A 24,084-nucleotide genomic window follows, 5' to 3' on the forward strand; every position below is an offset into this window, starting at 1 on the left:
GCGATGGCCCCCTATCCCACCCTGCAAGCCCTGCTCTCCGGCCGCAGTCTGGCCGCCGGTCCTCGCAGAGGTCTGCGACGCCTGCCCGAGGGCGAGGAATCCCAGCCGTACGACCACATCACGGTCGCGCCGTGCACTTCGCTGATCGGCGCGCAGATTTCGGGCATCGATCTCGCCGAACCGGTCACGCCCGAGGTATTCGCCGAACTCGACCGCGCGCTGCTGGAATTCAAGGTCCTGTTTTTCCGTGATCAGCACCGGGTCACCGGGGCCCGGCATCGCGATTTCGCGCAAATGTGGGGCGAATTGGAGGTCCATCCCTTCCTGCCGCAAGGGGAGGTCGCGGAGATCGTGCGATTCGAGAAGGGGGCAGAGAACGCCGGCGTGGAGAACGTCTGGCATGCCGACGTCACCTGGCGCGAGAAGCCGGCGCTCGGCTCGGTGCTGCGGGCCGTGGAGGTGCCCGAGGCCGGCGGCGACACCTGCTTCGCGGACATGGCCGCCGCCTACGACTTCCTGCCCGAGCACGTCAAGACGGCGATCCGGGGCCGGGTCGCGGTGCACGACTTCACGCTGCCGTTCGGCATCGGCATGGACCCGGACAAGCTCAAGGAGATGCAGGAGAAGTACCCGGCGGTGGAGCATCCGGTGGTGCGGATCCATCCCCGGACCGGCCGGCGCACGCTGTTCGTGAACGGGATCTTCACCACGCACATCGTCGGGCTGCCGGAGGAGGAGAGCGAGGAGCTGCTGAAACTGTTGTTCCAGCAGGCCTCCGTGCCGGAGTACCAGGTGCGGTTCAAGTGGGAGGCCGGCTCGATCGCGTTCTGGGACAACCGGGCCGTGCAGCACTATGCGGTCAGTGACTATTTTCCGCAGCGCCGGGTGATGGAGCGTGCTGCGATTCTGGGTGATCGGCCTCGGTAGGCGTAGGCGGGGCCGGCTGCACGGGCGGCGGGGACTGGGGGACGGGGACGGTCGGCGGCGAGGGCTGCGGGGCGGGGACGGCCGGCGGCTCGCCGGTGGTCGGGGCTTCGGGTGCGGGCGCTGCGGGCGGTGCCGGTGCCGGCGCGGGTGCCGGTGACTCCGAGGCCGCCCCGGGCCCGGCCCCGGCCGCTGCCCAGGCTCCGGCGTCGGCCACACCCTCCCCGCCGTGCTGCTCCCGCCACTTCTTCAGACCGTCCAGGAACCCGGCGCGCAACTCGTGCTTGATCGGCTCCAGCTCCGCCTCCCAGGTGTCGATGCCCAGGTCGTTGGCGAAGCGCAGCAGGTCCGGGTCCAGGTCGTGCGGGACCCAGGTCCAGGTCGCGGTCCAGTCGGTGAGCCGGCGGCGCTCGGCCTCGGTGGCCCGGGCCATCCAGCGCGCCACGTAGGCCCGGCCGACGTCGATGGGCTCGGCGCGGCCCATGCTCTTGTTCTCCTCGGCGTCCAGGAAGCGCTGGGTCGGGGAGGTGACCTGCCACAGTTTGGGGAAGCGGCTGTTGGCCAGCGGGCTCTTGGGCGTCTCGGTGGGGTGCAGGACGCGCTGCGGCATGTCCAGCGGCGAGGGGAAGGCCTTGTGGGCGGGCTTGGCGTGTTCGCCGTGTTCGCCGTGGCTCCCGGGCTTGGCCGGTTCGCAGCCGCCGTGCTCGCCATGGACGGCCGAGGGTTTCACCCAGACGTAGGGCTTGAGCCACTCCTCGGACAGCGTCATCGACTTGTCCACCGCGGCGATCAGCTCCAGCGACTGGTTGTAGTCCGAGGCCGCGCCCCACAGGTGGATGCGGGTTCCGTACTCCTGGGCCTCCTCGACCGCGTGCAGCAGGTCCTCGTCGCCGCTGACCAGCACCACGTCGGCGACCGCGCGCTTGCGGGCCAGGCCCGTGAGGTCGGCGTGCAGGAAGGTGTCGACGCCCTTCTGTTCGTACTTGCCGTCGTCGCGCCGGACCAGCTTGCCCAGCCGCAGCTTGACCCCGTCCAGGACGCGCAGCAGCCGCTGGTCCCGGGTCGGGCCGGTGGCCGGGGCGGCGTCGTACCAGTACACGCGCAGGACCGGCAGCCCGGTCTCGGCGGCGGCGCGCTCGGTCAGCGCGGTCACCAGGCCCGGGTAGTCGACGTCGATCCCGGGGCGGCCGGGGTCGCCGCTCACCACGTTCGCGGCGGCGGCCAGCACATATCCAGCGTCGACCAGCACGGCACAGCGATCCATTGGCTAAAAGTGTCACATGGTCGCGGAACGTGGCAACACGACAGACCGGCAGTCACACGGCTTTACCGAATAAGCCCGCTGACGGCAGAATCAGGGCATGGGGACACTCGGGGGGATGATGACTGAGTTCTCGCAGCGCCGTCGGCGAATGCGGAATATGACAGCAATATGCGTTGTCGCGATCATCGCGGCGGCGCTCCAGGGCTGCGCGAGCAGCGGCACGGTGGCGGGCCCGGGCCAGACGGCTCCGACGGGGACGGCCTCCAGCAGCCCCGCGGCGTCGCCGACGCAGACCGCGAGCCCGACCGGGACGGCGTCGGACTCCGATACCGCGACCACGGCCTCGACCACGGCATTGGCCGCCAGCTCGAGCACGACCACCGCCCCCGCCGCGCCGGCCACCGGCGGCTGGACCCCGCAGGGCCAGCTGGCGAACCCCGAACAGATCGACCAGGTGGTGAACCCCGACAAGTCGGTCACCGCGACCTGGCCGAAGGGCGCCCCGCCCGGCAAGGCGCTGACCATCAAGATGCGCGCCGCCCGCAACGGCGCCAAGATCGTGATCCACCTGGCCATCGACAACGAGAGCGGCCAGCAGGTCAGCATGAGCGAGGGCGTGTTCACCGGCGGCACGGTCCTGGACGCCTCGGGCAACGACCTGAACATGGACAACTTCGACCCGCTGTGGACCCTCGGCAGCGGCAGCTCGGACGGCAACATCGACCCGGGCCAGCCCCTGATCGGCGACTTCGTGGTCGACGCCCCGGCCGGGGGCTCGACGCTGAACGCCTACTGGACGCAGGCGGTCTCCGAGGGCGGGATCATGAGCGGGATCATCCTGATCCGGGATATTCCGATCAACTGACGTTCGGGGCGGGCGGGGTGTGCATTCGAAGGAGTGTAGAAGCGCGCCCCCGGATCCCGAGCGGGATCCGGGGGCGCGCTTCTTGCGTCAGCCCGCCTTGGCGATGCGGAACTTCAGTCCCAGATCCTCGTCCCCGGCGATCGCGGCCTGCAGCTTCGCCAGCTCCTGCGGGTCCTCGGCGGCCGGGACCGGGCCCTCGGCGAAGGACAGGGCCAGGATCTCGTCGGCGATCATCGTGGCGTGCTCGCGGACGGCCTCGGCGGTCTCGGCGCCGGCTTCGGAGCCGTCGAGGACGGCCCAGGACACGGTGATGCGGTCGGCGACGTCCAGGCCGGTGGCCTTGCGCGTCTCCTGGAGGAAGCGCACCACGTCGCGGGCCAGGCCCGCGCGGCGCAGTTCCGGGGTGACGTGCAGGTCCAGGGCGATGGTCTCGCCGCCGGAGGTGGCCACGGCCCAGCCTTCGCGGGGGGTCTCGGTGACGATGACCTCCTCGGGGGCGACCGTCACCTCCTCGCCCTCCACCACGACCGTCGCCGAGCCCTGCGAGCGCAGCGCGCCGGCCAGCGCGGCCGCGTCGCAGGCGGCGATGGCGGCGGCGACCAGCGGGGTGCGCTTGGCGAAGCGGGCGCCGAGCGAGCGGAAGTTGCCCTTGGCGCTGTAGTCGATCAGGTCGCCGCCCGCGTCGGCCAGCGGCGAGGTGGTGAGCACGTTCAGCTCCTCGAGCAGCTGCGCGCGCAGTTCCTCCGGCAGTGCGGCCCAGCCGGGGGCGCCGACCAGCGCGCGCGAGAGCGGCTGGCGGGTCTTCACGCCGGAGTCCGCGCGGGTGGCGCGGCCCAGCTCGACCAGGCGGCGGGTGAGCGCCATCTGCTCGGCCAGCTCCGGGTCGACCAGGGCCTCGTCCACGACCGGCCAGGCGGCCAGGTGGACCGACTCCGGCGCGTCGGGGGCCACCGGGCGGACCAGGTCCTGCCAGACGCGCTCGGTGATGAACGGGACCATGGGGGCCATCAGCTTGGTCACGGCCTCCAGCGCCTCGTGCAGCGTGGCCAGGGCGGCCGGGTCGGCGTTCCAGAAGCGGCGGCGGGCGCGGCGGACGTACCAGTTGGACAGGTCGTCCACGAACGCTGACAGGAGCTTGCCGACCTTGAGCGTGTCGAACTCGTCCATCGCCGCGGTGACCTCGCGGACCAGGACGTTGAGCTCGGACAGGACCCAGCGGTCCAGGGCCGGACGCTCGGCGGGCTTCGGGTCGGACTCCGAGGGCGACCAGCCCGCGGTGCGGCCGTACAGGGCCTGGAAGGAGACCGTGTTCCAGTAGGTCAGCAGGGTCTTGCGGACCACTTCCTGGATGGTCGCGTGCCCGACCCGGCGCGCGGACCACGGCGAGCCGCCGGCCAGCATGAACCAGCGCACGGCGTCGGCGCCGTGCTGGTCCATCAGGGGGATCGGCTCCAGGATGTTGCCCAGGTGCTTGGACATCTTGCGGCCGTCCTCGGCCAGGATGTGGCCCAGGCACAGGACGTTCTTGTACGACGACTTGTCGAACACCAGGGTGCCGACCGCCAGCAGCGAGTAGAACCAGCCGCGGGTCTGGTCGATGGCCTCGGCGATGAAGTCGGCCGGGTAGGCGTTGTCGAACTTCTCCTTCGAGCCCTCGACGTAGGGGTAGCCGTGCTGGGCGAAGGGCATCGAGCCGGAGTCGTACCAGCCGTCGATGACCTCCGGCACCCGGGTCGCGGTTTTGGGAGTCACAGCACACTGCGGGCACGGCATGGTGACGTCGTCCACGAACGGCCGGTGCGGGTCCAGGTTCGACACGTCCTGGCCGGACAGCTCGCCGAGCTCGGCGAGCGAGCCGACGGCGGTCACGTGGTTGTCCTCGCACACCCACAGCGGCAGCGGGGTGCCCCAGTAGCGCTTGCGGGACAGCGACCAGTCGATGTTGTTGTTCAGCCAGTCGCCGAAGCGGCCGTACTTGACGTTGTCCGGGAACCAGTTGGCGGCGTCGTTCTCGCGCATCATCGCGTTCTTCAACGCGGTGGTGCGGATGTACCAGGCCGGCTGCGCGTAGTAGAGCAGCGCGGTGTGGCAGCGCCAGCAGTGCGGGTAGCTGTGCTCGTACTCCAGGTGCTTGAACAGCACCCCGCGCTCGCGCAGGTCCGAGGTCAGGACCTCGTCGGCCTTCTTGAAGAAGACGCCGCCGACCATCGGCACCGACTCCTCGAAGGTGCCGTCGCCGCGGATCGGGTTCACCACCGGCAGGTCGTACTTCTTGCAGGTGGCCAGGTCGTCGGCGCCGAAGGCCGGGGCCTGGTGGACCAGGCCGGTGCCGTCCTCGGTGGTGACGTAGTCGGCCAGCACCACGAAGTGCGCGTCCGGGACGTCGACGAGCTCGAACGGGCGCTGGTAGGTCCAGCGCTCCATCTCGGCGCCGGTGAAGGACTCGCCGGTGCGCTCCCAGCCCTCGCCGAGCGCCGCTGCCACCAGGGGCTCGGCGACGACCACGCGCTCGGCGCCGTCGGTGACCACCACGTAGGCGACCTCCGGGTGGGCGGCGACCGCGGTGTTGGAGACCAGGGTCCAGGGCGTGGTCGTCCAGACCAGCAGCGAGGTGTTCCCGGCCAGCGGCCCGGAGGTCAGCGGGAAGCGGACGTAGACCGAGGGGTCCACGACCGTCTCATAACCCTGCGCCAGCTCGTGGTCGGACAGGCCGGTGCCGCAGCGCGGGCAGTACGGCGCGACGCGGTGGTCCTGGACCAGCAGGCCCTTGTCGAAGATCTGCTTAAGGGACCACCACACCGACTCCACGTAGGACGGGTTCATCGTCCAGTACGCCTCGTCGGTGTTGACCCAGTAGCCCATGCGCTCGGTGAGCTTCTCGAAGGCGCTCACGTGGCGCTGCACCGACTCGCGGCACTTGGCGTTGAACTCGGCGATGCCGTACGCCTCGATGTCCTGCTTGTTGGTGAACCCGAGCTCGGCCTCCACGGCCAGCTCCACCGGCAGGCCGTGGCAGTCCCAGCCGGCCTTGCGGTCCACGCGGTGGCCCTGCATGGTCTTGAAGCGCGGGAAGACGTCCTTGAAGACGCGGGCCTCGACGTGGTGGGTGCCGGGGCGGCCGTTCGCGGTCGGCGGGCCCTCGTAGAAGGTCCAGGTGGGGGCGCCCTCGGTGGCCTTGAGGCTCTTGTCGAAGATCGCGGCGCCGCGCCAGAAGTCGATGATCTCGGCGTCCATCGCCGGGAGGTCGAGCTGGGCGTTGACGGGGCGGTACAGCCTCGGATCGGGCGCAGTCATGACCGCGGTGCCTTCCTTCGTCGTAGGTCTCAAAACCGACGAAGGGACGACACTGGCACTCCCTATACAGAGCGACTCTCTATATAAGGGGCCGGTACCGCGGTACCACCCTCCTTGACACACCGCGGTCAACGGTATGTCCACTTCATTGGTATCCGGCCGGGTCTACTCGGGCTCGGGCCCTTTCTTCCGGCGGCTCGGGGGTGATTTTCGCGCGGCGTCCGCCTCCGGGCTCGCACCGTCCCCGGATCGCTGAGGCTTTCCCGCCGCGCTACTCGTCCCGTCGCTGCCTGCTCGGGTACTCGTGTCATTGTAAGCGGTATGGAGGAGCTCCGAATTCCAATTCGCGTGAAGCCCGGAAGCTCCCGCACGAGGGTCGGCGGACGGCACGGTGATCGGTCACTCATCGTGGCCGTCACGGCCAAGGCGGTCGACGGCGCGGCGACCGAAGCGGCGCTCCGAGCGGTCGCCGATGCCTTGGGAATGCCCCGCCGCGCGGTCGTGTTGATCACCGGAGCCACCTCGCGCGACAAAGTCTTAGGTGTTTCTTCGGAAGACCCGGAAACGCTGCGCGAGCTGGTGCGGGACCTGCTCGGCTGAACCGGGCGCGATCCCGCGGAAGACCCGCTTCAGCAGCTCGCGGCGACCACTTAGCCCGAACGAGTGAATGTTTGGTGCGCGTGTGTTCGACGGGAACTGGTGGGCGGGTTGGGACGTTTCTCCCCTCACGAAGCGTGATTAGCGGGGGCTCGGTGCGGGCACGCTACACGTCGCGTGTGAGTTGGGGGCGGACGGGTTGTGATGCTCGGCATGAGCGCACTGCGCCGCCACGTCAGAGAGCGAGGATGACGGCCGTGACGACGAGTAGGACCAAGGCATCAGAGGCGGCCACGGGGGCCACGCACGCCGCGAAGGCGTCCGTCAAGAACAAGGCGGCCGGCAAGGCGGTGCCCACGCCGACTCGCGCCGCGACCGGGGCCACCGCGGCCCCGCCGACCCGCCGCTCGGGCGCCGGTGAGGCGAGGCGGTCGGCGAGCGGGCCGGCCGCTTCGGTTTCGGCGAAGGTTTCGGCCAAGCCCGCGGCGGCCACAACCGCTGCAAAGACTTCAGCTGCGCAGGACTCAGCTGTGAAGACCCCGGCGCCGGAAGCCGCCGCGGAGAAGGAGACGCCCATGACGGTCACGCAGATCACCGAGACGATGGCCGGTGTCGGCGGGCTGCCGCCCTACCGGTCCGGTGAGGACCCGTGGACCACCGACGAGGTCGGTGAGCTCCAGGCCGAGCTCGAGGGCGACGCCGCCCGGCTGCGCCGGGAGATCAGCGTCGCCGAGACCGGCATCGCCGACCTGTTGCGGGACTCCGGCGAGGGAGCCGGCGACGACCAGGCCGACGCCGGGACCAAGAACTTCGAGCGCGAGCACGAGATGGCGATAGCGAACAACGCCCGGGAGATGCTGCAGCAGACCGAGCGGGCGCTGGCGCGGCTGGCCGCCGGGACCTACGGGGTGTGCGAGTCCTGCGGCGAGCCGGTCGGCAAGTACCGGCTGCAGGCCTTCCCGCGGGCCACGCTGTGCATGAGCTGCAAGCAGCGGCAGGAACGGCGCTAGGTCGCCGGGAGTGAGGACGTCCGTGAGCCCGGCGTGCGCCGGGCCCGGCCGCGATCTTCTCGGTGATCGAGCGTCGCCCGGTCTGCCGCGAAGGTAGGGTGTGCGCGTGGCTTCAGAAGTACGTGCGGATTCAGAGGTGGCCGAGGACGTGGCCGGGATCGTCGACGACGCCGACGGGGGTGCCGGGCAGACCGGCGCCTCCGAGGCAGCCGGAACGGCAGAGGCGGCTGAGACGGCCGAGGCGGCTGAGGCGACCGGGACGACTGAGGCGACCGAGACGACCGGGACGACCGAGGCCCCGCGGCGCAAGCGCCGGATCGGCATCGTGCTGCTGTTCGCGGCGCTCGCCCTGACCCTGGACGTGACCAGCAAGGCGATCGTGGTCGCGCAGATGCAGGACCGCGGCCCGATCCACGTCACCGGCGGGTTCCTGAACATCACCCTGATCCGCAACTCGGGCGCGGCCTTCTCCATCGGCGAGGGCCAGACCTGGGTGTTCACCATCATCGCCGCGGGGGTGGTGTTCGTGATCCTGCGGGTCTCGCGCAACCTGCGCTCGCTGCCCTGGGCCATCGCGCTCGGGCTGCTGCTCGGCGGCGCGCTGGGGAACCTGAGCGACCGGCTGTTCCGCTCGCCGGGCATCGGCCGCGGCGACGTGGTCGACTTCCTGCAGTTCCCGACCTTCCCGCTGGTGCACTACGACTTCCCGGTGTTCAACCTCGCGGACTCCGCGATCGTCGTCGGCGGGTGCCTGATGGTGCTGCTGTCCTTCCTGGGCATGCAGCCGGACGGGACCCGGCACAAGGAGGTCCCCGAGGGCGCCTCCGACGGTGCCGCCGAGGGCGCCGCCGAGGGCGCCTCCAAGGACGTCTCCAAGGGCGTCGAGGGCGGGGACGACGCTGCCGGATAATGGTGGCCATGTCTGATCTCCGCTCTCTCCCCATCCCCGACGGCCTCGAAGGCGAACGCCTGGACGCCGCGCTGGCCCGCATGTTCGGCCTGTCGCGCACCCGCGCCGCCGAACTGGCCGCGGACGGCCGGGTGCGGGTGGACGGCGCCGAGGCCGGCAAGTCCGACCGGGTGCACGGCGGGTCGTGGCTGGAGATCGAGCTGCCGCCGGCCGCCGATCCGGTGGCGGTGAAGGCCGAGGCCGTCGAGGGCATGAAGATCGTGCACGACGACGAGGACATCGTCGTCATCGACAAGCCGGTCGGGGTCGCGGCGCATCCGAGCCCGGGCTGGCTGGGGACCACCGTCGTCGGCGGGCTGGCCGCGGCCGGGTACCGCATCTCCACCTCCGGGGCCTCCGAGCGCCAGGGGGTCGTGCACCGGCTGGATGTCGGGACCAGCGGCCTGATGGTGGTGGCCAAGTCCGAGCGCGCCTATACCCTGCTCAAGCAGGCGTTCCGGGACCGGACCGTGGACAAGCGCTACCACACCCTGGTGCAGGGCCACCCGGACCCGATGCGCGGGACCGTGGACGCCCCGATCGGCCGGCACCCGCACCACGACTACAAGTTCGCGGTGGTCCGGGACGGCAAGGACAGCGTCACGCATTACGAGACGATCGAGGCCTACCGTGCGGCCACGCTGCTGGCCATCAAGCTGGAGACCGGCCGGACGCACCAGATCCGGGTGCACATGGCGGCCCTGCGGCACCCCTGCGTCGGGGACCTGCAGTACGGCGCCGACCCGAAGCTGGGGGAGCGGCTGGGGCTGGGCCGGCAATGGCTGCACGCGGTGAGCCTGGGCTTCGAGCACCCCGGGACCGGGGACTGGGTGCAGTTCGAGAGCCGGTATCCGGACGACCTGCAGCACGCGTTGGATCTCATCGCCTCAGAAAGCTGATTCCGCGGCTTCCCGGCGTTGCTGCCGAGCCCCGGGCGATCACGGCGGTTGACTTGGTCCGTGGCGAAGAGGACGGATTGGTGGTGGCCGCCGGCCCACCCGCGCACCTGGGCGGCGATGGTCGGCGCGGTGGCGCTGGTGGCGCTGGCCACGCTGATCGGGGTGTACCTGTCCCATCTGGACCGCGGCGGCCGGCACAGCGGCTTCGAGGCCGGGGCGGCCGGCGTCCCGGACCGCGTCGACATCGTGGCCACCATCAACCAGGTCAACGCCGCCCGCAATGACGCCGACCTGCGGGTGTTCGTCAGCGTCACGGGCGCGTACGCCGAGGACGAAAGCGGCGTGTACCCCAAGCAGGACGTGACGGTCAGCACCTCCTCGCTGTCCACCGGCGAGCTGGCCTTCCCGGCGGGCAAGCGCATCGTGGCCCAGGACACGCTGCTGGACCTGGTCGGCGGCGACATCGCCGACTACCCCTTCGACCGCTACACGACCACCATCCGCTTCGCCGCCGACGTCGCCGGCAAGCCGGTCCCCACCACGCTCGCCATCATCGACTCCGACCCGGGCTTCGTGACCCGTGAGAAGGCCGACGGCGACGTGTACGCCCCCGGCTTCGACGTCCAGCTGCGCCGCACCCGCGGCACGTTCGCGATGGTGTGGCTGATGTACGTGATCATGTGGTCCCTGGCCCTGGCGGTCCTGACCGGCGCCCTGGTCATGGGCCACCGCCGCCTGGGCATGGTCTGGCCGGGCCTGGGCTGGATGGCCGCCTCGCTGTTCGCGCTGGCCGGGTACCGGAACACGGCGCCGGGCCAGCCGCCGATCGGCTGCCTGCTGGACTACACCGTGTTCCTGTGGGCCGAGGCGATCGTGGCGTTCTCGGTGGTGTACGCCGTGCTGCGGGGGACCAGGGTGGAGGTGGCGGCTGAGGCAGAGCGCTGAGGCGCTACCCCTCCCGCCCGATCTCCGCCACCACCGCGCCGGTCAGCCGCACCAGCTCCTCGGGCGAGAGCTCGATCTCCATCCCGCGCTTGCCGGCCGAGCAGAACATGGTGTCGAACATCAGTGCGGTCTCGTCGACCACGGTCGGCAGCTGCTTGCGCTGGCCCAGGGGCGAGACGCCGCCCAGGACGTAGCCGGTGGTGCGGGTCACGGCGGCCGGGTCGGCCATCGCGGCCTTCTTGCCGCCGACCGCGGTGGCCAGCGCCTTGAGGTCCAGGGAGCCCGAGACCGGGACCACGGCCACGGTCAGCTCGCCGTCCACGTCCGCGACCAGGGTTTTGAAGACGCGCTCGGGCTCGACGCCCATCACGTCCGCCGCCTCGCGGCCGTAGGAGGCCGCGGCCGGGTCGTGGTCGTAGGTGTGGATCGTGAACTCCACGCCTTCCTTGCTGAGCAGGGCGGTGGCCGGCGTGCCGGTCGCCTGACGGTTCTTCGCTGCCATGGGGCAATCGTGCCAGCCGGGGACCCGGCGCGGACGGCCGGCGGCCCACTTCGGGCACATCGGCCACTCCCGGCTGCCAGGATGGGGCGCGGCATGAAAAGCTGATGGACGATGAACGACCAGACTTCGCCGACTGCCGATGGGCAGGGCCCGGGTTCCTCGCCGTGGCGGAACCCCTTCGAGGAGCCGCAGAGCGCGCAGGGGCTGCCCGGCGTGCCGCCGCCCCCGCCAGCAACCGTCGGCGGCGGGCCGGGCGGTCCGGCTGGTCCGGGCGGTCCCGGCGGGCCGGGCGGTCCCGTCGGCTACGGCGCCGGTCCCGCGGTGTCGGCGCCGCGACGGACGCTGACCGGGACCCTGCTCGCCTGGCTGCCCGACCTGCTGGTCGCGGCGATCCTGGTGGTCCTCGGCGCGGTGCTGGGCGTGCTGTCCGGGCTGGCCTGGTACCGCTTCGCGCCGACGGTCTGGCTGACGCTGCCGGCCAACGCGGTCTCGCAGGTGACCTCCGGCGTCGACCAGTCCGCGCTGCTGGTGGAGCCCGAGGCCAAGGGCATCGCCAGTGTCGACGGGTACTACTTCGTCTTCACCGCGATCGTCGGCCTGCTGCTGGGCGTCCTGGGCTTCTTCCTGGCGCGGCGCGGTTTCCTCAGTGAGCGCGACCGCGAGGGCGAGCGCGACGGCGCGGCCGTCGGCGCCTGGGCCGGCGTGCTGCTCGGCGGCCTGGTCGCCGCCACCGTGGCGGCCGCGATCGGGCGCTGGGTGTCGATGCCGGATCCGCTGACCGTGCTGCACACCATTGCCGCCGGCCACAACTTCCACGCGCCGGTCGCCCTGCACGCGCAGGGGCTGTACCTGGCCGCGCCGCTGCTGGGCCTGGTGCTGTTCCTGGCGCTGACCGCGGCGTTCACCAAGCCGGCGCCGCAGCACCACGGGCACCAGGGCTACTTCACCGCCGATGATCCTTACGGGTTCCGGGGCGGTGCCCGCGGCGGCGGTGTCCCGGACCGGGTGCCGCCCGGCGGCGTCCAGGACCAGGTCCCGCCGTCGCAGCAGCTGCCGGGCACGAACGGCCGGCCGGACGAGCGCCCCGGTGGGAACGGTCCCGACGGGACGCCCGGTGCGAACACGGGTGCGTCGCAGGCGGACAACTCGCTGGGCTGAGGCCTGGCTGAAGCTGGATTTCTTGGCGGCCGCAGCTCACAGCTGCGGCCGCCGACCATTGCCCGGCTTACCGGCTCCGCCGCCGCAGCAGGTCGACCGCCGGCAGCGACGGCAGGTTCTTCAGGATCCCGGTCTCCCGGCGCAGGATCTTCGCCTCGGCGCGCAGCCGGTCCACGGTGCTCTCCGTGGTCAGCAGCTGCTGCTTCTCATAGGTGTCCAGCACCGTAGCGGCACCGATCAGGTACGACAGCACCGTCGGGTCCTCCGGCAGTTCCGGTATCGCGCCGACCTGCACGCCGCGCAGCTCCGACAGCGCGCCCTGGTACTTGCGGAACAGCGCGGTCAGCCCGGGCGCCAGCACCTCGGCCTCGGGGCCGGCGACCTCGTCGAGCAGCTCCACCTCGCCGCGGGCGTAGGGGCCCTCGTCGTCGTAGGCCTCCAGGCGGAAGCGGTGGACGCCGGTGGTGGTGATGTCGAAGCGGCCGTCCTCGTACTCCACGATCGAGTCGATCTCGGCGGTGCAGCCCACGTCGTACAGCGCCGTGACCTGGCCGCGCCCCACCTCGTGGCCGTCCTTGACGGCCAGCACGCCGAACCGCCGCGGGGCGCCCTCGGGCAGCCCGGACAGGTCGCGCACCAGCTGCCGGTAGCGGTGCTCGAAAATGTGCAGGGGGAGTACGACGCCCGGGAAGAGCACGCTTCCGAGGGGGAACAGCGGCAGCTCTGTCGTCACGGACCCAATCTAGTCGCTGCCCGCCCGGGAACCAGTCGGCCCGGCGTGCCCACTCTGCGGACGCGCCGGTCCGGCGCCGGTGACCGAACTAGAATCGGTGCCGTGATCACTCGAATCGACCTGCGCGGTCGCGCTCTGGACACGGCCCAAGCCGATCCTCGCGCCCTGGTCCCCAGGGCCGAGCTGGACGTGGAGGCGGCCCTGGCCGTCGTCCGCCCGATCGTCGAGGACGTGCACCATCGCGGCGAGGCGGCGCTGATCGAGTACGCACAGAAGTTCGACGGGGTCGAGCTGGCCCAGGTCAAGGTCCCGACCGCTGCGCTCACCGAGGCGCTGGAGAAGCTTGATCCGCAGGTCAGGGCCGCGCTGGAGGAGTCGATCCGCCGGGCCCGCACGGTGCACCAGGACCAGCGCCGCGAGGCCAGGACCACGCAGGTCGTGCCCGGTGGCAGCGTCACCGAGCGCTGGGTGCCGGTGGACCGGGTCGGGCTCTACGTGCCCGGCGGCCGGGCCGTGTATCCGTCCTCCGTTGTGATGAATGTGGTGCCCGCGCAGGAGGCCGGGGTCGGCTCGCTGGCCGTGGCCTCGCCGCCGCAGAAGGAGTTCGGCGGCCTGCCGCACCCGACGATCCTGGCCGCGTGCGCGCTGCTCGGCGTGGACGAGGTCTACGCCGCCGGCGGCTCGCAGGCCGTCGCGATGTTCGCCTACGGCTACGGCGATGCGGAGGGAAACCTCGTCTGCCGCCGCGCCGACCTGGTCACCGGCCCCGGCAACATCTACGTCGCCGCCGCCAAGCGCCTGCTCAAGGGGGTCATCGGCATCGACGCCGAGGCCGGCCCGACCGAGATCATGGTGGTCGCCGACGCCACCGCCGACGCCGGCATCGTCGCCGCCGACCTGATCAGCCAGGCCGAGCACGACCCGCTGGCCGCCGCGGTGCTGGTCACCGACTCCGAGGAGCTGGCCGAGGCGGTCGAGAAGGAGCTGGAGGTCCGGGTCGCCGCGACCAAGCACTTCGAGCGCATCCGCGAGGCCCTGGCCGGCCGCCAGTCGGCGATCGTGCTGGTCGACGACATCGAGGCGGCGCTGATCGTGGCCAACGGCTACGCCGCCGAGCACCTGGAGATCCAGACCCGGAACGCCGCCGAGGACGCGGCCAAGGTGCGCAACGCCGGCGCGGTGTTCGTCGGCTCCTTCGCCCCGGTGAGCCTGGGCGACTACCTGGCCGGCTCCAACCACGTGCTGCCCACCGGCGGCTGCGCCTGCCACAGCTCGGGGCTGTCGGTGCAGAGCTTCCTGCGCGGGATCCACGTCGTGGACTACACCCGCGAGGCGCTGGCCGAGGCCTCCGGCCTGGTCGTGGCGCTGGCGAACGCCGAGGACCTGCCGGCCCACGGCGAGGCCGTGACGGCCCGCTTCGAAGAGCGGGGCTGAGACGTGGACTACCGCGACCTGCCGATCCGCGACGATCTGCGGAAGCTGACGCCGTACGGCGCGCCCCAGATCGACGTGCCGTATCCGCTGAACACGAACGAGAACCCTTATGGTCCGCCGCCGGAGCTGGTGGCGGATCTGGCCAAGGCCGTCACCGACGCGGCGACCACGCTGAACCGCTACCCGGACCGCGACGCGACCGACCTGCGCAAGGACCTGGCCGACTACCTCGGCCACGGCCTGACCGCGCAGAACCTCTGGGCCGCCAACGGCTCCAACGAGGTCCTGCAGCAGATCCTCCAGGTCTTCGGCGGCCCCGGCCGCAGCGCCATCGGCTTCGAGCCCTCCTACTCGATGCACCGCCTGATCGCGCTGGCGACCGCGACCGAGTGGATCTCCGGCCTGCGCGAGGGCGACTACACGCTGGACGCCGCCAAGGCCGTGGGCGCCATCGAGGAGCACCGGCCGAACATCGTCTTCCTGACCTCGCCGAACAACCCGACCGGCACCGCGATGGAGCTGGACGTGATCCGCGCCGTGCTCAAGGCGGCCGACCAGGTCGGGGCGATGGTGGTGGTGGACGAGGCCTACTTCGAGTTCGCGCGGCCCGGGACGCCCTCGGCGCTGACGCTGCTCCCGGAGCACCCCCGGCTGATCGTCACCCGCACCATGTCGAAGGCCTTCGCCATGGCCGGCGCGCGGGTCGGCTACCTCGCCGCCGACCCGGCGGTGATCGACGCGCTGCTGCTGGTGCGGCTGCCGTACCACCTGTCGGCGCTGACGCAGGCCGCCGCGCGGACCGCGCTGAAGCACGTCGGCGCGCTGCTCGGGACGGTCGTCGCGGTGAAGGCGCAGCGGGACCGCATCGTCGAGGAGTTGTCGGCGCTTGGTCTGCACGTCGTCCCGTCCGACGCGAACTTCGTGTTCTTCGGCGTCCCGGGCGGGGACCAGAAGGCGCTGTGGGCCAAGGTGCTGGAGCACGGCGTCCTGATCCGCGACGTGGGCATCCCCGGCATGCTGCGGGTCACCGCCGGGACCGAGTCTGAGACGACGGCGTTCCTGGACGCCTTGAAGGAGAGCCTTGCCGTGTTGGATGGAGAATCGTGAGCCGCGTGGGCAGGGTGGAGCGGACGACCGGCGAGACCGGCGTCCTGGTGGAGGTCGACCTCGACGGAACCGGCGAGGCCGAGATCTCCACCGGTGTGGGCTTCTTCGACCACATGCTGCACCAGCTGGCCAAGCACGGCCTGTTCGACCTCACCGTGAAGACCGAGGGCGACCTGCACATCGACGGCCACCACACGGTCGAGGACACCTCGCTGGCCCTGGGCGCCGCGTTCCGCGAGGCGCTGGGGACAAAGGCGGGCCTGCGCCGGTTCGCCGACGCCCGGGTCCCGCTGGACGAGACCCTGGCCGAGGTGGTCGTTGACCTGTCCGGGCGCCCCTACCTGGTGCACGAGATGCCCGAGGGCCTGGCGCCGATGATCGGGGACTTCGACACCGAGCTGACCCGGCACATCTTCGAGTCGTTCGTGGCGCAGGCGCAGATCTGCCTGCACATCCGCGTGCCCTACGGCCGCATCGCGCACCACGTGGTCGAGGCCCAGTTCAAGGCCCTGGCCAGGGCGCTTCGGGAGGCCTGCTCGCCGGACCCTAGAGTGAGCGGTATTCCGAGCACGAAGGGTGTCCTTTAGAGATGACCGGTAGTTACGCGGCCGCGGGACTTCTGTTCCTCGGCCTCTTTCTCCTTGGCGGAGCCTTCTCCCTGTTCCGGCAGGCCTCCGGCAACGGCAACATGCGCGTGATGTCGATACTGCTGGTGCTGTGCGCCGGCATGGCGATCGCCGGCGGGGTGATGCGCTGGTGAGCAAACCCACGGTCGTGGTCCTGGACTACGGCTCCGGCAACATCCGGTCGGCCGAGCGGGCCCTGGAGCGGGCCGGCGCGCAGGTCACCGTGACCGCCGACGTCGATGCCGCGCTGAACGCCGACGGGCTGTTCGTGCCCGGGGTCGGGGCGTACGCGGCGTGCATGGCCGGCCTCAAGGCCGTCAAGGGCGACCGGATCATCGGGCGGCGGCTGGCCGGCGGCCGGCCGGTGCTGGGGATCTGCGTCGGCATGCAGATCCTGTTCGAGCGCGGGGTGGAGCACGGCGTGGAGACCGCCGGGTGCGACGAGTGGCCCGGGACCGTGGAGCGGCTGGACGCGCCGATCATCCCGCACATGGGGTGGAACACGCTGGACGTCCCCGAGGGCTCGCGGCTGTTCGCCGGGCTCGAGGCGGACGCGCGGTTCTACTTCGTTCACTCCTACGGAGTGCGCAAGTGGGAGCTGACCGACACCGGACGGATGGCCGCGCCGTTGGTGACGTGGGCGACCCACGGGGAGCCGTTCGTCGCCGCGGTGGAGAACGGTCCGCTGTCGGCCACGCAGTTCCATCCGGAGAAATCCGGTGACGCCGGTGCGCATGTGCTGGAGAACTGGCTCAAGCAGCTCGCCTGAACAGCGCCCGTTTTATCAACACTCGAAGAACAGGGATCTGATCATGTCCGGCAACCTCGAACTCCTGCCCGCCGTCGACGTCGCCGACGGCCAGGCCGTCCGCCTCGTGCAGGGCGCCGCCGGCTCCGAGACGTCCTACGGCGACCCGCTCGCCGCCGCGCTGGCCTGGCAGAGCGCCGGGGCGGAGTGGATCCACCTGGTGGACCTGGACGCCGCCTTCGGGCGGGGGACCAACGCCGACCTGCTGGCCGTCGTGATCGGCTCGGTGGACGTGAAGGTCGAGCTCTCCGGCGGCATCCGCGACAGCGTGTCGCTCAGGCGCGCGCTGGCCACCGGTTGCGCCCGCGTCAACCTCGGCACCGCCGCCCTGGAGCGCCCGGAGTGGGTGGCCGAGGTGATCGCCGAGCACGGCGACAAGATCGCGGTCGGCCTGGACGTGCGCGGCACCACCCTCTCCGCGCGCGGCTGGACCCAGGAGGGCGGCCAGTTGTTCGAGGTGCTGCAGCGCCTGGACGCCGACGGCTGCGCGCGCTACGTGGTCACCGACGTCAACCGCGACGGCACCCTGACCGGGCCGAACCTGGACCTGCTGCGCGACGTCTGCGCGGTCACCGACAAGCCGGTCGTGGCCTCCGGCGGGGTGTCCTCGCTGGCTGATCTGGAAGCGCTGGCGACGCTGGTGCCGATCGGCGTCGAGGGCGCTATCGTCGGCAAGGCGCTCTATGCGGGCGCCTTCACGCTTGAAGAAGCCCTCGAACTCACCAGGAGCGCGTGAGACATGAGCAGCATCCAGCGGATCGGCTCCGACGGGCAGTGGGAGAACGAGTACGGGTACTCCCGTGTGGTCGTCGCCGGCCCCCACGCGTGGGTGGCGGGCTGCACCGCCACCGTCGACGGCGTGGTGCAGGGCAACGGCGACCCGGCTGCGCAGATGAAGGTCGCGCTGGAGACTGCTCGCAAGGCGCTGGAGCAGGTTGGGTTCGGACTGCATGATGTGGTGCGGACGCGTTGGTACGTGGTGCACGCCCGGGACGTCGCCGAGGTGGGGCGGGCGCACGGCGAGGTCTTCGCCGAGTGCCGGCCGGCTGCCACGGCGCTGGTGGTGTCGGGGCTGATCGACCCCGGGATGCTGGTCGAGGTGGAGTTGGACGCCTACCGGTCGCAGAGCGCGTAACGACTGTTTTCGCAAAGGAGCAGCAAGTGAGCACCGCCGCCCTCGGCCAGCTGGCCGTCCGCGTGATCCCGTGCCTGGACGTCGACGCCGGCCGGGTGGTCAAGGGCGTGAACTTCGAGAACCTGCGCGACGCCGGGGACCCGGTGGAGCTGGCGCGCGCCTACGACGCGGCCGGCGCGGACGAGCTGACCTTCCTGGACGTGACGGCGTCCTCGGACGCGCGCGAGACGGTGTACGACGTGGTCGGCCGCACGGCCGACCAGGTCTTCATCCCGCTGACGGTCGGCGGCGGCGTGCGCACGGTGCTTGACGTGGACCGCCTGCTGCGCGCCGGAGCCGACAAGGTCGGCGTGAACACGGCGGCGGTGGCACGGCCGGAGCTGATCGCCGAGATCGCCGACCGCTTCGGCAACCAGGTCCTGGTGCTCTCGGTGGACGCGCGGCGCTGCCCGCAGGGCGTGAGCACGGACTCAGGCTTCGAGGTCACCACCCACGGCGGCCGTCAGTCCACCGGCATCGACGCGGTGGCCTGGGCGGCGCGGGCGGCGGAGCTCGGCGCGGGGGAGATCCTGCTGAACTCGATCGACGCCGACGGGATGAAGCAGGGCTTCGACCTGGAGATGCTGGCCGCGGTGCGCGCCGCGGTGACCGTCCCGCTGATCGCCTCCGGCGGCGCGGGCGCGCGGGAGCACTTCGTACCGGCGGTGGGGGCGGGGGCCGACGCGGTGTTGGCGGCTTCGGTGTTCCACTTCGGGGATGTGACGATCGGGGAGGTCAAGGATTCGCTGCGGGGGGCGGGGTATCCGGTGCGGTAGGGAGCGGGTTGTGGTGGAGCGGGCTGTGGCAGAGCGGGGCATTGTTGCTGCTTGGTGCTGCGGTTTGTTCGTGGGTTGACAGTCAAGGGCGTTTTCTTACGGCTTCGCGCGGGTTGAAGACGGATCCGCTGGTGGCGCGGTCGTGGGGGCGGTGCTCATCACGCGTTGGCTGCTGATGGTCTGGGCAGGTGGTGGGGTCTACTGCCACAGTCAAGGTCAAGAGCGGCAGTCAAAGGCGACGGTCAACGGCGCCTCCGGCGGCGCCTGCGCGGCGAGCGGCCTCGCTCCGGGGAGTGGGGGTCGCGCTGGCTGCCGGCGGACGCTGCTTGTGGTCGCCTTCGTCCCGGATTCCCCGTCGCATCGTCGCCTAACGGAAGCAGACCGGTCCGGTGGTATCAAGTCGGATCGCCCAGCTGGTGGCCGGGTATCAGCGACTTGACACCACCGGCCCGGCCTGCTTGGCTTCGCCCGCCGAAGCGACGGGGAATCCGGGACAACCCCACCTGTGGGAAGAGTTCCCGCACCTTGTGCACGCACCGCCTGGCCGCCGCTGTGCCTCACCGGGTGGACCGAGTCCACACCACAGACCGGGGTTGTCCCGGATTCCCCGTCGCTTCGGCGGTGCTTGCACAACCATCCCGGACTGGGCGGTGTCCAGCCGAACCAAACCGGTGGCCAGCAACAGTGATCCGGCTTGATACCGCCCAGGCCGGGATGGTTCCCTCCGGGCGACGAAGCGGCGGGGAAGCCGGGACAAAGGCGACCACAAGCAACGACCGCCGCCAGACAGCGAGGCCCCCCATCCCCGGAGAGAGCGCCGCTCGCCGCGTAGGCGCCGCCGGAGGCGCTCTTGACTGTGGTTCTTGACTGTGGCTTTTGACTGTCGCCGTAGACCCCACCATCTGCCCAGACCATCAGCAGCCAACGCGCCCCGACCACCGCCCCACGACCGCGCCACCAGCGGATCCGTCTTCAACCCGCGCGAAGCCGTAAGAAAACGCCCTTGACTGTCAACCCACGAACAAACCGCACCCGCCCCGCGACCCCCCAAGCACGCACCCCCTGCACGCACCCCCTGCACGCACCCCCAAGCACGCACCCCTGCACGCACCCCATCCATCCCGCTATGCACCGCGCCATACATCCCACGATGCAGTCCAGCCGCCTCCAAGTTCGCCGTCTGGTCTGACGACCGCGAGGGGTGTCGGGCCATAGCGTTGCCACATGATCGAGGCACGCAGCCTGACTAAACGCTACGGCGACAAGACCGCCGTCTCCGACTTGTCCTTCACGGTGCGCCCTGGGGTGGTGACTGGTTTCCTGGGGCCGAACGGTGCTGGGAAGTCCACCACCATGCGCATGATTCTGGGGCTGGACCGGCCGAGCTCCGGTTCGGTGACCGTCAATGGCAAGGCCTATGCCGAGCACTCCGCTCCGCTGCATGAGGTCGGTGCTCTGCTGGAGGCCAAGGCCATCCACACCGGGCGCAGCGCCTACAACCATCTGCTCGCGCTGGCCGCGACCACCGGGATCGAGCGGTCTCGGGTCGACGAGGTGATCGACCTCGTGGGTCTGCGCGAGGTGGCCAAGAAGCGCGCTGGGGGGTTCTCGCTCGGGATGGGGCAGCGGCTCGGTATCGCCAGCGCTTTGCTGGGCGATCCGGACACGCTGATCCTGGACGAGCCGGTGAACGGGTTGGACCCCGAGGGCATCCTGTGGATCCGGAACCTGCTCAAGGACCTGGCTTCTGAGAACCGGACCATCTTCGTCTCCAGCCACCTGATGTCCGAGATGGCGCTCACCGCTGAGCACCTGATCGTGATCGGGCAGGGCAAGTTGATCGCCGACACGTCGGTGGCCGAGTTCATCTCGCGGGCCTCGACCGGCAGTGTCAAGGTGCGTACTCCGGAGGCTGCGAAGCTGCGGGAGTTGCTGGCCGGGCCGGATGTCACCGTGTCCTCCTCTGTCGAGGGGACGCTGCAGGTCCAGGGGCTCACCAGCGATCGGATCGGCACCATCGCGGCGGAGAACCGGATCACGCTGTTCGAGCTGGCGCCGCATGAGGCTTCGCTGGAGGAGGCGTTCATGGAGCTCACCGGCGACGCCGTGGAGTACCGTGCGCCGGCACCGGCCAGCGCGACCACCACTGACGTCGAGGTGAACGCATGACCGCCGTCACGCAGGCGCCGGCTCCGGTGCGCCGGGTCCACACCGGCAAGGTCACCCAGGGTCGGGTGATCAAGAGTGAGTGGATCAAGTTCCGGACGCTGCGCTCCTCGCGCTGGTCGCTGATCGCCGGGGTCGGGGCGATGATCGCCATCGCGCTGCTGTTCAGCCTGGCGATGAAGAGCCACTACCCGCACATGAGCCACGCCCGGCAGAAGGAGGTCGACCCGGTCGCCGACCCGATGCGCGGGGTGTTCCTCGGGCAGTTGGCGGTCGGGGTGCTCGGGGTCATGATGATCACCGGTGAGTACACCACCGGGATGATCCGGGCCTCGCTGGCCGCCGCGCCCAAGCGGCTGCCGGTGTTGTGGGCCAAGGCGCTGGTGTTCACGGTCGTGGCCTGGACGATCATGACGATCACCGCGTTCGTCTGCTTTTTCCTCGCGCAGTCGATCTTCTCCTCGATCCACCTGAACAAGTCGCTGTCCGACCCGGGCGTGCTGCGCGCGGTGTTCGGCGAGGGCTTGTACCTGACGGTGGTCGGGCTGCTGGGTGTCGCTCTGGGGGCGATCATCCGCAGCACCGCCGGGGCCATCGCGGCGCTGTTCGGGATCCTGCTGGTGCTGCCGGTGCTCGGCGAGGTCCTGAACCTCACCTCCTGGGGCGACCACGTCAACCCCTACCTGCCGAGCAACGCCGGGCAGCAGATCATGGCGCTGACCACGACTTCGCCGGACATGAAGCCGTGGCCCGGGTTCCTGCTGTTCCTTGGTTACGCTGTGGTGGCGATGGCCGCGGCGGCCTTCCTGCTCAAGAAGCGAGACGCGTGACCTCAGCGACCGTCCCCGAAGACCCCGGCAGCCGCCGGGGCCTTCGGGCTGTCGTGGACGCGCCGACCGCCGTGTCGGCGTGGCTGAGCTCGCCGGGGATGAAGCGCTTCCTGCAGGCCGCCGGGTTGGAGAACCTGGTGCGGCGCGGACAGCGGTGGACCTCGTCCCATTCCACGATCGTGGACTCCGTGCTCGTCGCGGCGGTCCTGGTCCCGCTCAGCGGGCATCAGGCCCTGCATCCGGCGCGCCACGCTGTGCTGGGCTGGGTGCTTCAGTTCGCCTTCTTTGTGCCGCTGGCGCTGCGGCGCCGGTTCCCCAGCGCGGTGTTCGCCATCGTGGCCGGCGCCGCGCTCGTGCAGTGGGTCGCGGGCCTGGTGATGGCGATGCCGCCGGAGGACTTCGCGCTGCTGATCGCGCTCTACACGGTCGCCGCGCACACCTCGATCCGCCGCTGCCTGGCCGCGATCGGCGTCATGGAGGTCGGCGCGGTGCTGGTCGCGGCGTCGTGGCCGTACCAGGGCGCGGCGCTGCGGGTCTTCGTGTTCGTCTCCGGCATGGTCACGGCCGCCGCGGTGCTCGGCGTCAACACCCGCACCCGGCGCGCCTACTTCGCGACGCTGGAGGAACGCGCGCGCCGCCTGGAGTTCGAGCGCGACCAGCAGGCGCAGATCGCCGCCGCCGCCGAGCGCGCCTCGATCGCGCGGGAGGTGCACGACGTCGTCACGCACAGCCTGTCGGTGATGGTCGCCCTCACCGACGGTGCCTCCTACGCGGTGCACACCGCGCCGGACCGCGCGGCCGAGGCCGTCGCGAAGGCCTCCGAGGTCGGGCGGCAGGCGATCACGGACATGCAGCGGGTCCTGGGCGTCCTGCGCGGCTCGGCCGGGGCCACGATGGCCGAGCTGCACCCGCAGCCCGGGCTCGCGCAGCTGGACACGCTGCTCGCCGAGGTACGGGTGGCCGGGCTGCCGGTGGAGCTGGTGGTCAGCGGCGCGCGGCCGGACCTGTCTTCGGGCGTGGAGCTGGCGGTCTTCCGGGTCGTGCAGGAGGCGCTGACCAACACCCGCAAGCACGCCGAGCCCGGCGCGTCGGCGCGGGTGCGGCTGGACTTCGCGGCGGACGCCGTGGCCGTGACGGTGCTGGACGACGGTGCGACGGCGGATGTGAAGCCCGATGCGGCCGGCGGACACGGGATCGCCGGCATGAAGGAACGGATAGCGGCGTACGGCGGGGAGCTGGAAGCCGGGCCGCGCGGCATCGGGCGGGGGTGGCGGGTGCATGCCCGGGTGCCGGTGGCGGCCCTTGGCGCCGAGGCGGGCCCGGCATGATCAGCGTCCTGCTGGTGGATGACGCCCCGCTGCTGCGCATGGGATTCCGCATGGTCCTGGAGGCGCAGCCGGACGTCGAGGTCGTCGGCGAGGCCGGCGACGGCGCCGAGGCCGTGGCACTAGCCACGCAGCTTCAGCCGGACGTGGTGCTGATGGACGTGCGCATGCCCGGCGTCGACGGCATCGAGGCCACCGCGCGCATCACCGCCGCCCAACTGCCCTCGCGGGTCCTGATCCTCACGACGTTCGACCTCGACGAGTACGCCTTCGCCGCGCTGCGCGTGGGTGCCGCCGGCTTCCTGCTCAAGAACGCGCACCCCTCCGACCTGATCGCCGGGATCCGCACCGTGGCCGCCGGCGACGGCGTGGTGGCCCCCCGCATCACCCGCCAGCTCATCGAGGCCTTCGCGCGCCAGACCGATCCCGCCACGGCCGGTCCGCGCGCCGACGAGCGCCTGGAGCGCCTGACCGACCGCGAGCGCGAGGTCCTGGTGGAGATCGCGCGCGGCCAGTCCAACGCCGAGATCGCCGAGAGCCTTCAGCTGTCCGAGGCGACGGTGAAGACCCACGTCAGCCGGATCCTGCCGAAACTGGAGCTGCGCGATCGGGTGCAGGCGGTGGTGTTCGCCTATGAGGTCGGGCTCGTCGCCGCCGGTTCGCCGCCGGGTGGAGAGAAGTAAGCTCCGCCTAACCAA

25 protein-coding genes are annotated in these 24,084 nt (G+C 71.1%); 20 read left to right on the plus strand and 5 right to left on the minus strand.

Translation table 11 applies throughout. The features are described from left to right. Positions 1-3 precede the first annotated feature (3 nt). Positions 4-927, plus strand: coding sequence for a TauD/TfdA dioxygenase family protein (locus ABIA35_RS24775; protein WP_370359485.1), 924 nt, complete (start codon positions 4-6; stop codon positions 925-927). Here ABIA35_RS24775 and ABIA35_RS24780 read toward each other — a convergent pair. Further along, positions 860-2,173 (minus strand): NYN domain-containing protein, encoded by a 1,314-nt coding sequence (locus ABIA35_RS24780; RefSeq protein WP_370359486.1) that lies wholly within the window; start codon positions 2,171-2,173, stop codon positions 860-862. The genes ABIA35_RS24775 and ABIA35_RS24780 overlap by 68 nt on opposite strands. Before the next feature lie 172 nt (positions 2,174-2,345). Between ABIA35_RS24780 and ABIA35_RS24785 the strand changes: the two genes are divergently transcribed. Beyond that, entirely contained in the window at positions 2,346-3,053 is a 708-nt protein-coding gene (locus ABIA35_RS24785) for a hypothetical protein (RefSeq protein ID WP_370342979.1), read from the plus strand. 87 nt (positions 3,054-3,140) lie between these two features. Here the strand turns inward: ABIA35_RS24785 and ileS are convergent, their stop codons facing one another. Further along, on the minus strand, positions 3,141-6,347 hold the full coding sequence (ileS, locus tag ABIA35_RS24790; RefSeq protein WP_370342980.1) for an isoleucine--tRNA ligase: 3,207 nt from the start codon (positions 6,345-6,347) through the stop codon (positions 3,141-3,143). Between the two features lie 321 nt (positions 6,348-6,668). Here ileS and ABIA35_RS24795 point away from each other — a divergent pair, with 321 nt between their 5' ends. After that, positions 6,669-6,947 carry a DUF167 domain-containing protein gene (locus ABIA35_RS24795; protein ID WP_370342982.1) on the plus strand — a complete coding sequence of 93 codons (279 nt, stop codon included), beginning with the start codon at positions 6,669-6,671 and terminating at the stop codon, positions 6,945-6,947. A 232-nt stretch (positions 6,948-7,179) separates the two neighbouring features. Here ABIA35_RS24795 and ABIA35_RS24800 read toward each other — a convergent pair whose 3' ends face one another. Then, on the minus strand, positions 7,180-7,521 hold the full coding sequence (locus ABIA35_RS24800) for a hypothetical protein (protein ID WP_370359487.1): 342 nt from the start codon (positions 7,519-7,521) through the stop codon (positions 7,180-7,182). Here ABIA35_RS24800 and ABIA35_RS24805 point away from each other — a divergent pair. From ABIA35_RS24805 to ABIA35_RS24820, 4 genes are all read left to right on the plus strand, one after another. Next, on the plus strand, positions 7,520-7,954 hold the full coding sequence (locus tag ABIA35_RS24805; protein WP_370342985.1) for a TraR/DksA family transcriptional regulator: 435 nt from the start codon (positions 7,520-7,522) through the stop codon (positions 7,952-7,954). The genes ABIA35_RS24800 and ABIA35_RS24805 overlap by 2 nt on opposite strands. Before the next feature lie 106 nt (positions 7,955-8,060). After that, positions 8,061-8,864 carry a signal peptidase II gene (gene lspA, locus ABIA35_RS24810; RefSeq protein ID WP_370359488.1) on the plus strand — a complete coding sequence of 268 codons (804 nt, stop codon included), beginning with the start codon at positions 8,061-8,063 and terminating at the stop codon, positions 8,862-8,864. Then, positions 8,864-9,802, plus strand: coding sequence for an RluA family pseudouridine synthase (locus ABIA35_RS24815; RefSeq protein WP_370342986.1), 939 nt, complete (start codon positions 8,864-8,866; stop codon positions 9,800-9,802). Before lspA ends, ABIA35_RS24815 begins: the two co-directional genes overlap by 1 nt. Before the next feature lie 60 nt (positions 9,803-9,862). Next, positions 9,863-10,747, plus strand: a complete 885-nt coding sequence (locus ABIA35_RS24820) for a DUF4436 family protein (RefSeq protein WP_370359489.1) — start codon at positions 9,863-9,865, stop codon at positions 10,745-10,747. A 4-nt stretch (positions 10,748-10,751) separates the two neighbouring features. Here the strand turns inward: ABIA35_RS24820 and ybaK are convergent, their stop codons facing one another. Continuing rightward, positions 10,752-11,249: a Cys-tRNA(Pro) deacylase gene (gene ybaK / locus ABIA35_RS24825; RefSeq protein ID WP_370342989.1), complete on the minus strand. Its 498-nt coding sequence runs from the start codon at positions 11,247-11,249 to the stop codon at positions 10,752-10,754. Between the two features lie 111 nt (positions 11,250-11,360). Here ybaK and ABIA35_RS24830 point away from each other — a divergent pair, with 111 nt between their 5' ends. After that, positions 11,361-12,407: a hypothetical protein gene (locus ABIA35_RS24830; protein ID WP_370359490.1), complete on the plus strand. Its 1,047-nt coding sequence runs from the start codon at positions 11,361-11,363 to the stop codon at positions 12,405-12,407. A 67-nt stretch (positions 12,408-12,474) separates the two neighbouring features. Here ABIA35_RS24830 and ABIA35_RS24835 read toward each other — a convergent pair whose 3' ends face one another. Then, on the minus strand, positions 12,475-13,140 hold the full coding sequence (locus tag ABIA35_RS24835; protein WP_370342991.1) for an LON peptidase substrate-binding domain-containing protein: 666 nt from the start codon (positions 13,138-13,140) through the stop codon (positions 12,475-12,477). A 102-nt stretch (positions 13,141-13,242) separates the two neighbouring features. Between ABIA35_RS24835 and hisD the strand changes: the two genes are divergently transcribed. From hisD to ABIA35_RS24895, 12 genes are all read left to right on the plus strand, one after another. Next, positions 13,243-14,574 carry a histidinol dehydrogenase gene (gene hisD / locus ABIA35_RS24840; RefSeq protein ID WP_370359492.1) on the plus strand — a complete coding sequence of 444 codons (1,332 nt, stop codon included), beginning with the start codon at positions 13,243-13,245 and terminating at the stop codon, positions 14,572-14,574. Between the two features lie 3 nt (positions 14,575-14,577). Then, a complete protein-coding gene (locus ABIA35_RS24845; protein ID WP_370359493.1) occupies positions 14,578-15,681 on the plus strand; it encodes a histidinol-phosphate transaminase in 1,104 nt (367 codons plus the stop codon). Next, complete coding sequence (gene hisB / locus ABIA35_RS24850; protein WP_370342995.1) at positions 15,678-16,268, plus strand: imidazoleglycerol-phosphate dehydratase HisB; 591 nt, start codon at positions 15,678-15,680, stop codon at positions 16,266-16,268. Before ABIA35_RS24845 ends, hisB begins: the two co-directional genes overlap by 4 nt. Before the next feature lie 2 nt (positions 16,269-16,270). Beyond that, positions 16,271-16,441: a hypothetical protein gene (locus ABIA35_RS24855; protein WP_194917445.1), complete on the plus strand. Its 171-nt coding sequence runs from the start codon at positions 16,271-16,273 to the stop codon at positions 16,439-16,441. Beyond that, positions 16,438-17,076 (plus strand): imidazole glycerol phosphate synthase subunit HisH, encoded by a 639-nt coding sequence (gene hisH / locus ABIA35_RS24860; RefSeq protein WP_370359494.1) that lies wholly within the window; start codon positions 16,438-16,440, stop codon positions 17,074-17,076. The genes ABIA35_RS24855 and hisH overlap by 4 nt, the downstream gene beginning before the upstream one ends. A gap of 43 nt (positions 17,077-17,119) precedes the next feature. Then, positions 17,120-17,851, plus strand: a complete 732-nt coding sequence (priA, locus tag ABIA35_RS24865; protein ID WP_370342997.1) for a bifunctional 1-(5-phosphoribosyl)-5-((5-phosphoribosylamino)methylideneamino)imidazole-4-carboxamide isomerase/phosphoribosylanthranilate isomerase PriA — start codon at positions 17,120-17,122, stop codon at positions 17,849-17,851. 3 nt (positions 17,852-17,854) lie between these two features. Beyond that, entirely contained in the window at positions 17,855-18,250 is a 396-nt protein-coding gene (locus ABIA35_RS24870; protein WP_370342998.1) for a RidA family protein, read from the plus strand. 26 nt (positions 18,251-18,276) lie between these two features. Next, complete coding sequence (hisF, locus tag ABIA35_RS24875) at positions 18,277-19,065, plus strand: imidazole glycerol phosphate synthase subunit HisF (RefSeq protein WP_370342999.1); 789 nt, start codon at positions 18,277-18,279, stop codon at positions 19,063-19,065. 1,224 nt (positions 19,066-20,289) lie between these two features. Next, positions 20,290-21,234 (plus strand): ABC transporter ATP-binding protein, encoded by a 945-nt coding sequence (locus ABIA35_RS24880; protein ID WP_370359495.1) that lies wholly within the window; start codon positions 20,290-20,292, stop codon positions 21,232-21,234. Beyond that, entirely contained in the window at positions 21,231-22,061 is an 831-nt protein-coding gene (locus ABIA35_RS24885; RefSeq protein WP_370343001.1) for an ABC transporter permease subunit, read from the plus strand. The genes ABIA35_RS24880 and ABIA35_RS24885 overlap by 4 nt, the downstream gene beginning before the upstream one ends. Then, on the plus strand, positions 22,058-23,389 hold the full coding sequence (locus ABIA35_RS24890; RefSeq protein ID WP_370359496.1) for a sensor histidine kinase: 1,332 nt from the start codon (positions 22,058-22,060) through the stop codon (positions 23,387-23,389). Before ABIA35_RS24885 ends, ABIA35_RS24890 begins: the two co-directional genes overlap by 4 nt. Beyond that, a complete protein-coding gene (locus ABIA35_RS24895; protein ID WP_370359497.1) occupies positions 23,386-24,069 on the plus strand; it encodes a response regulator in 684 nt (227 codons plus the stop codon). The genes ABIA35_RS24890 and ABIA35_RS24895 overlap by 4 nt, the downstream gene beginning before the upstream one ends. The last annotated feature ends 15 nt before the right edge of the window (positions 24,070-24,084 follow it).

It is taken from the genome of Catenulispora sp. MAP12-49 (assembly GCF_041262705.1).
Taxonomy (GTDB): Bacteria; Actinomycetota; Actinomycetes; order Streptomycetales; family Catenulisporaceae; genus Catenulispora.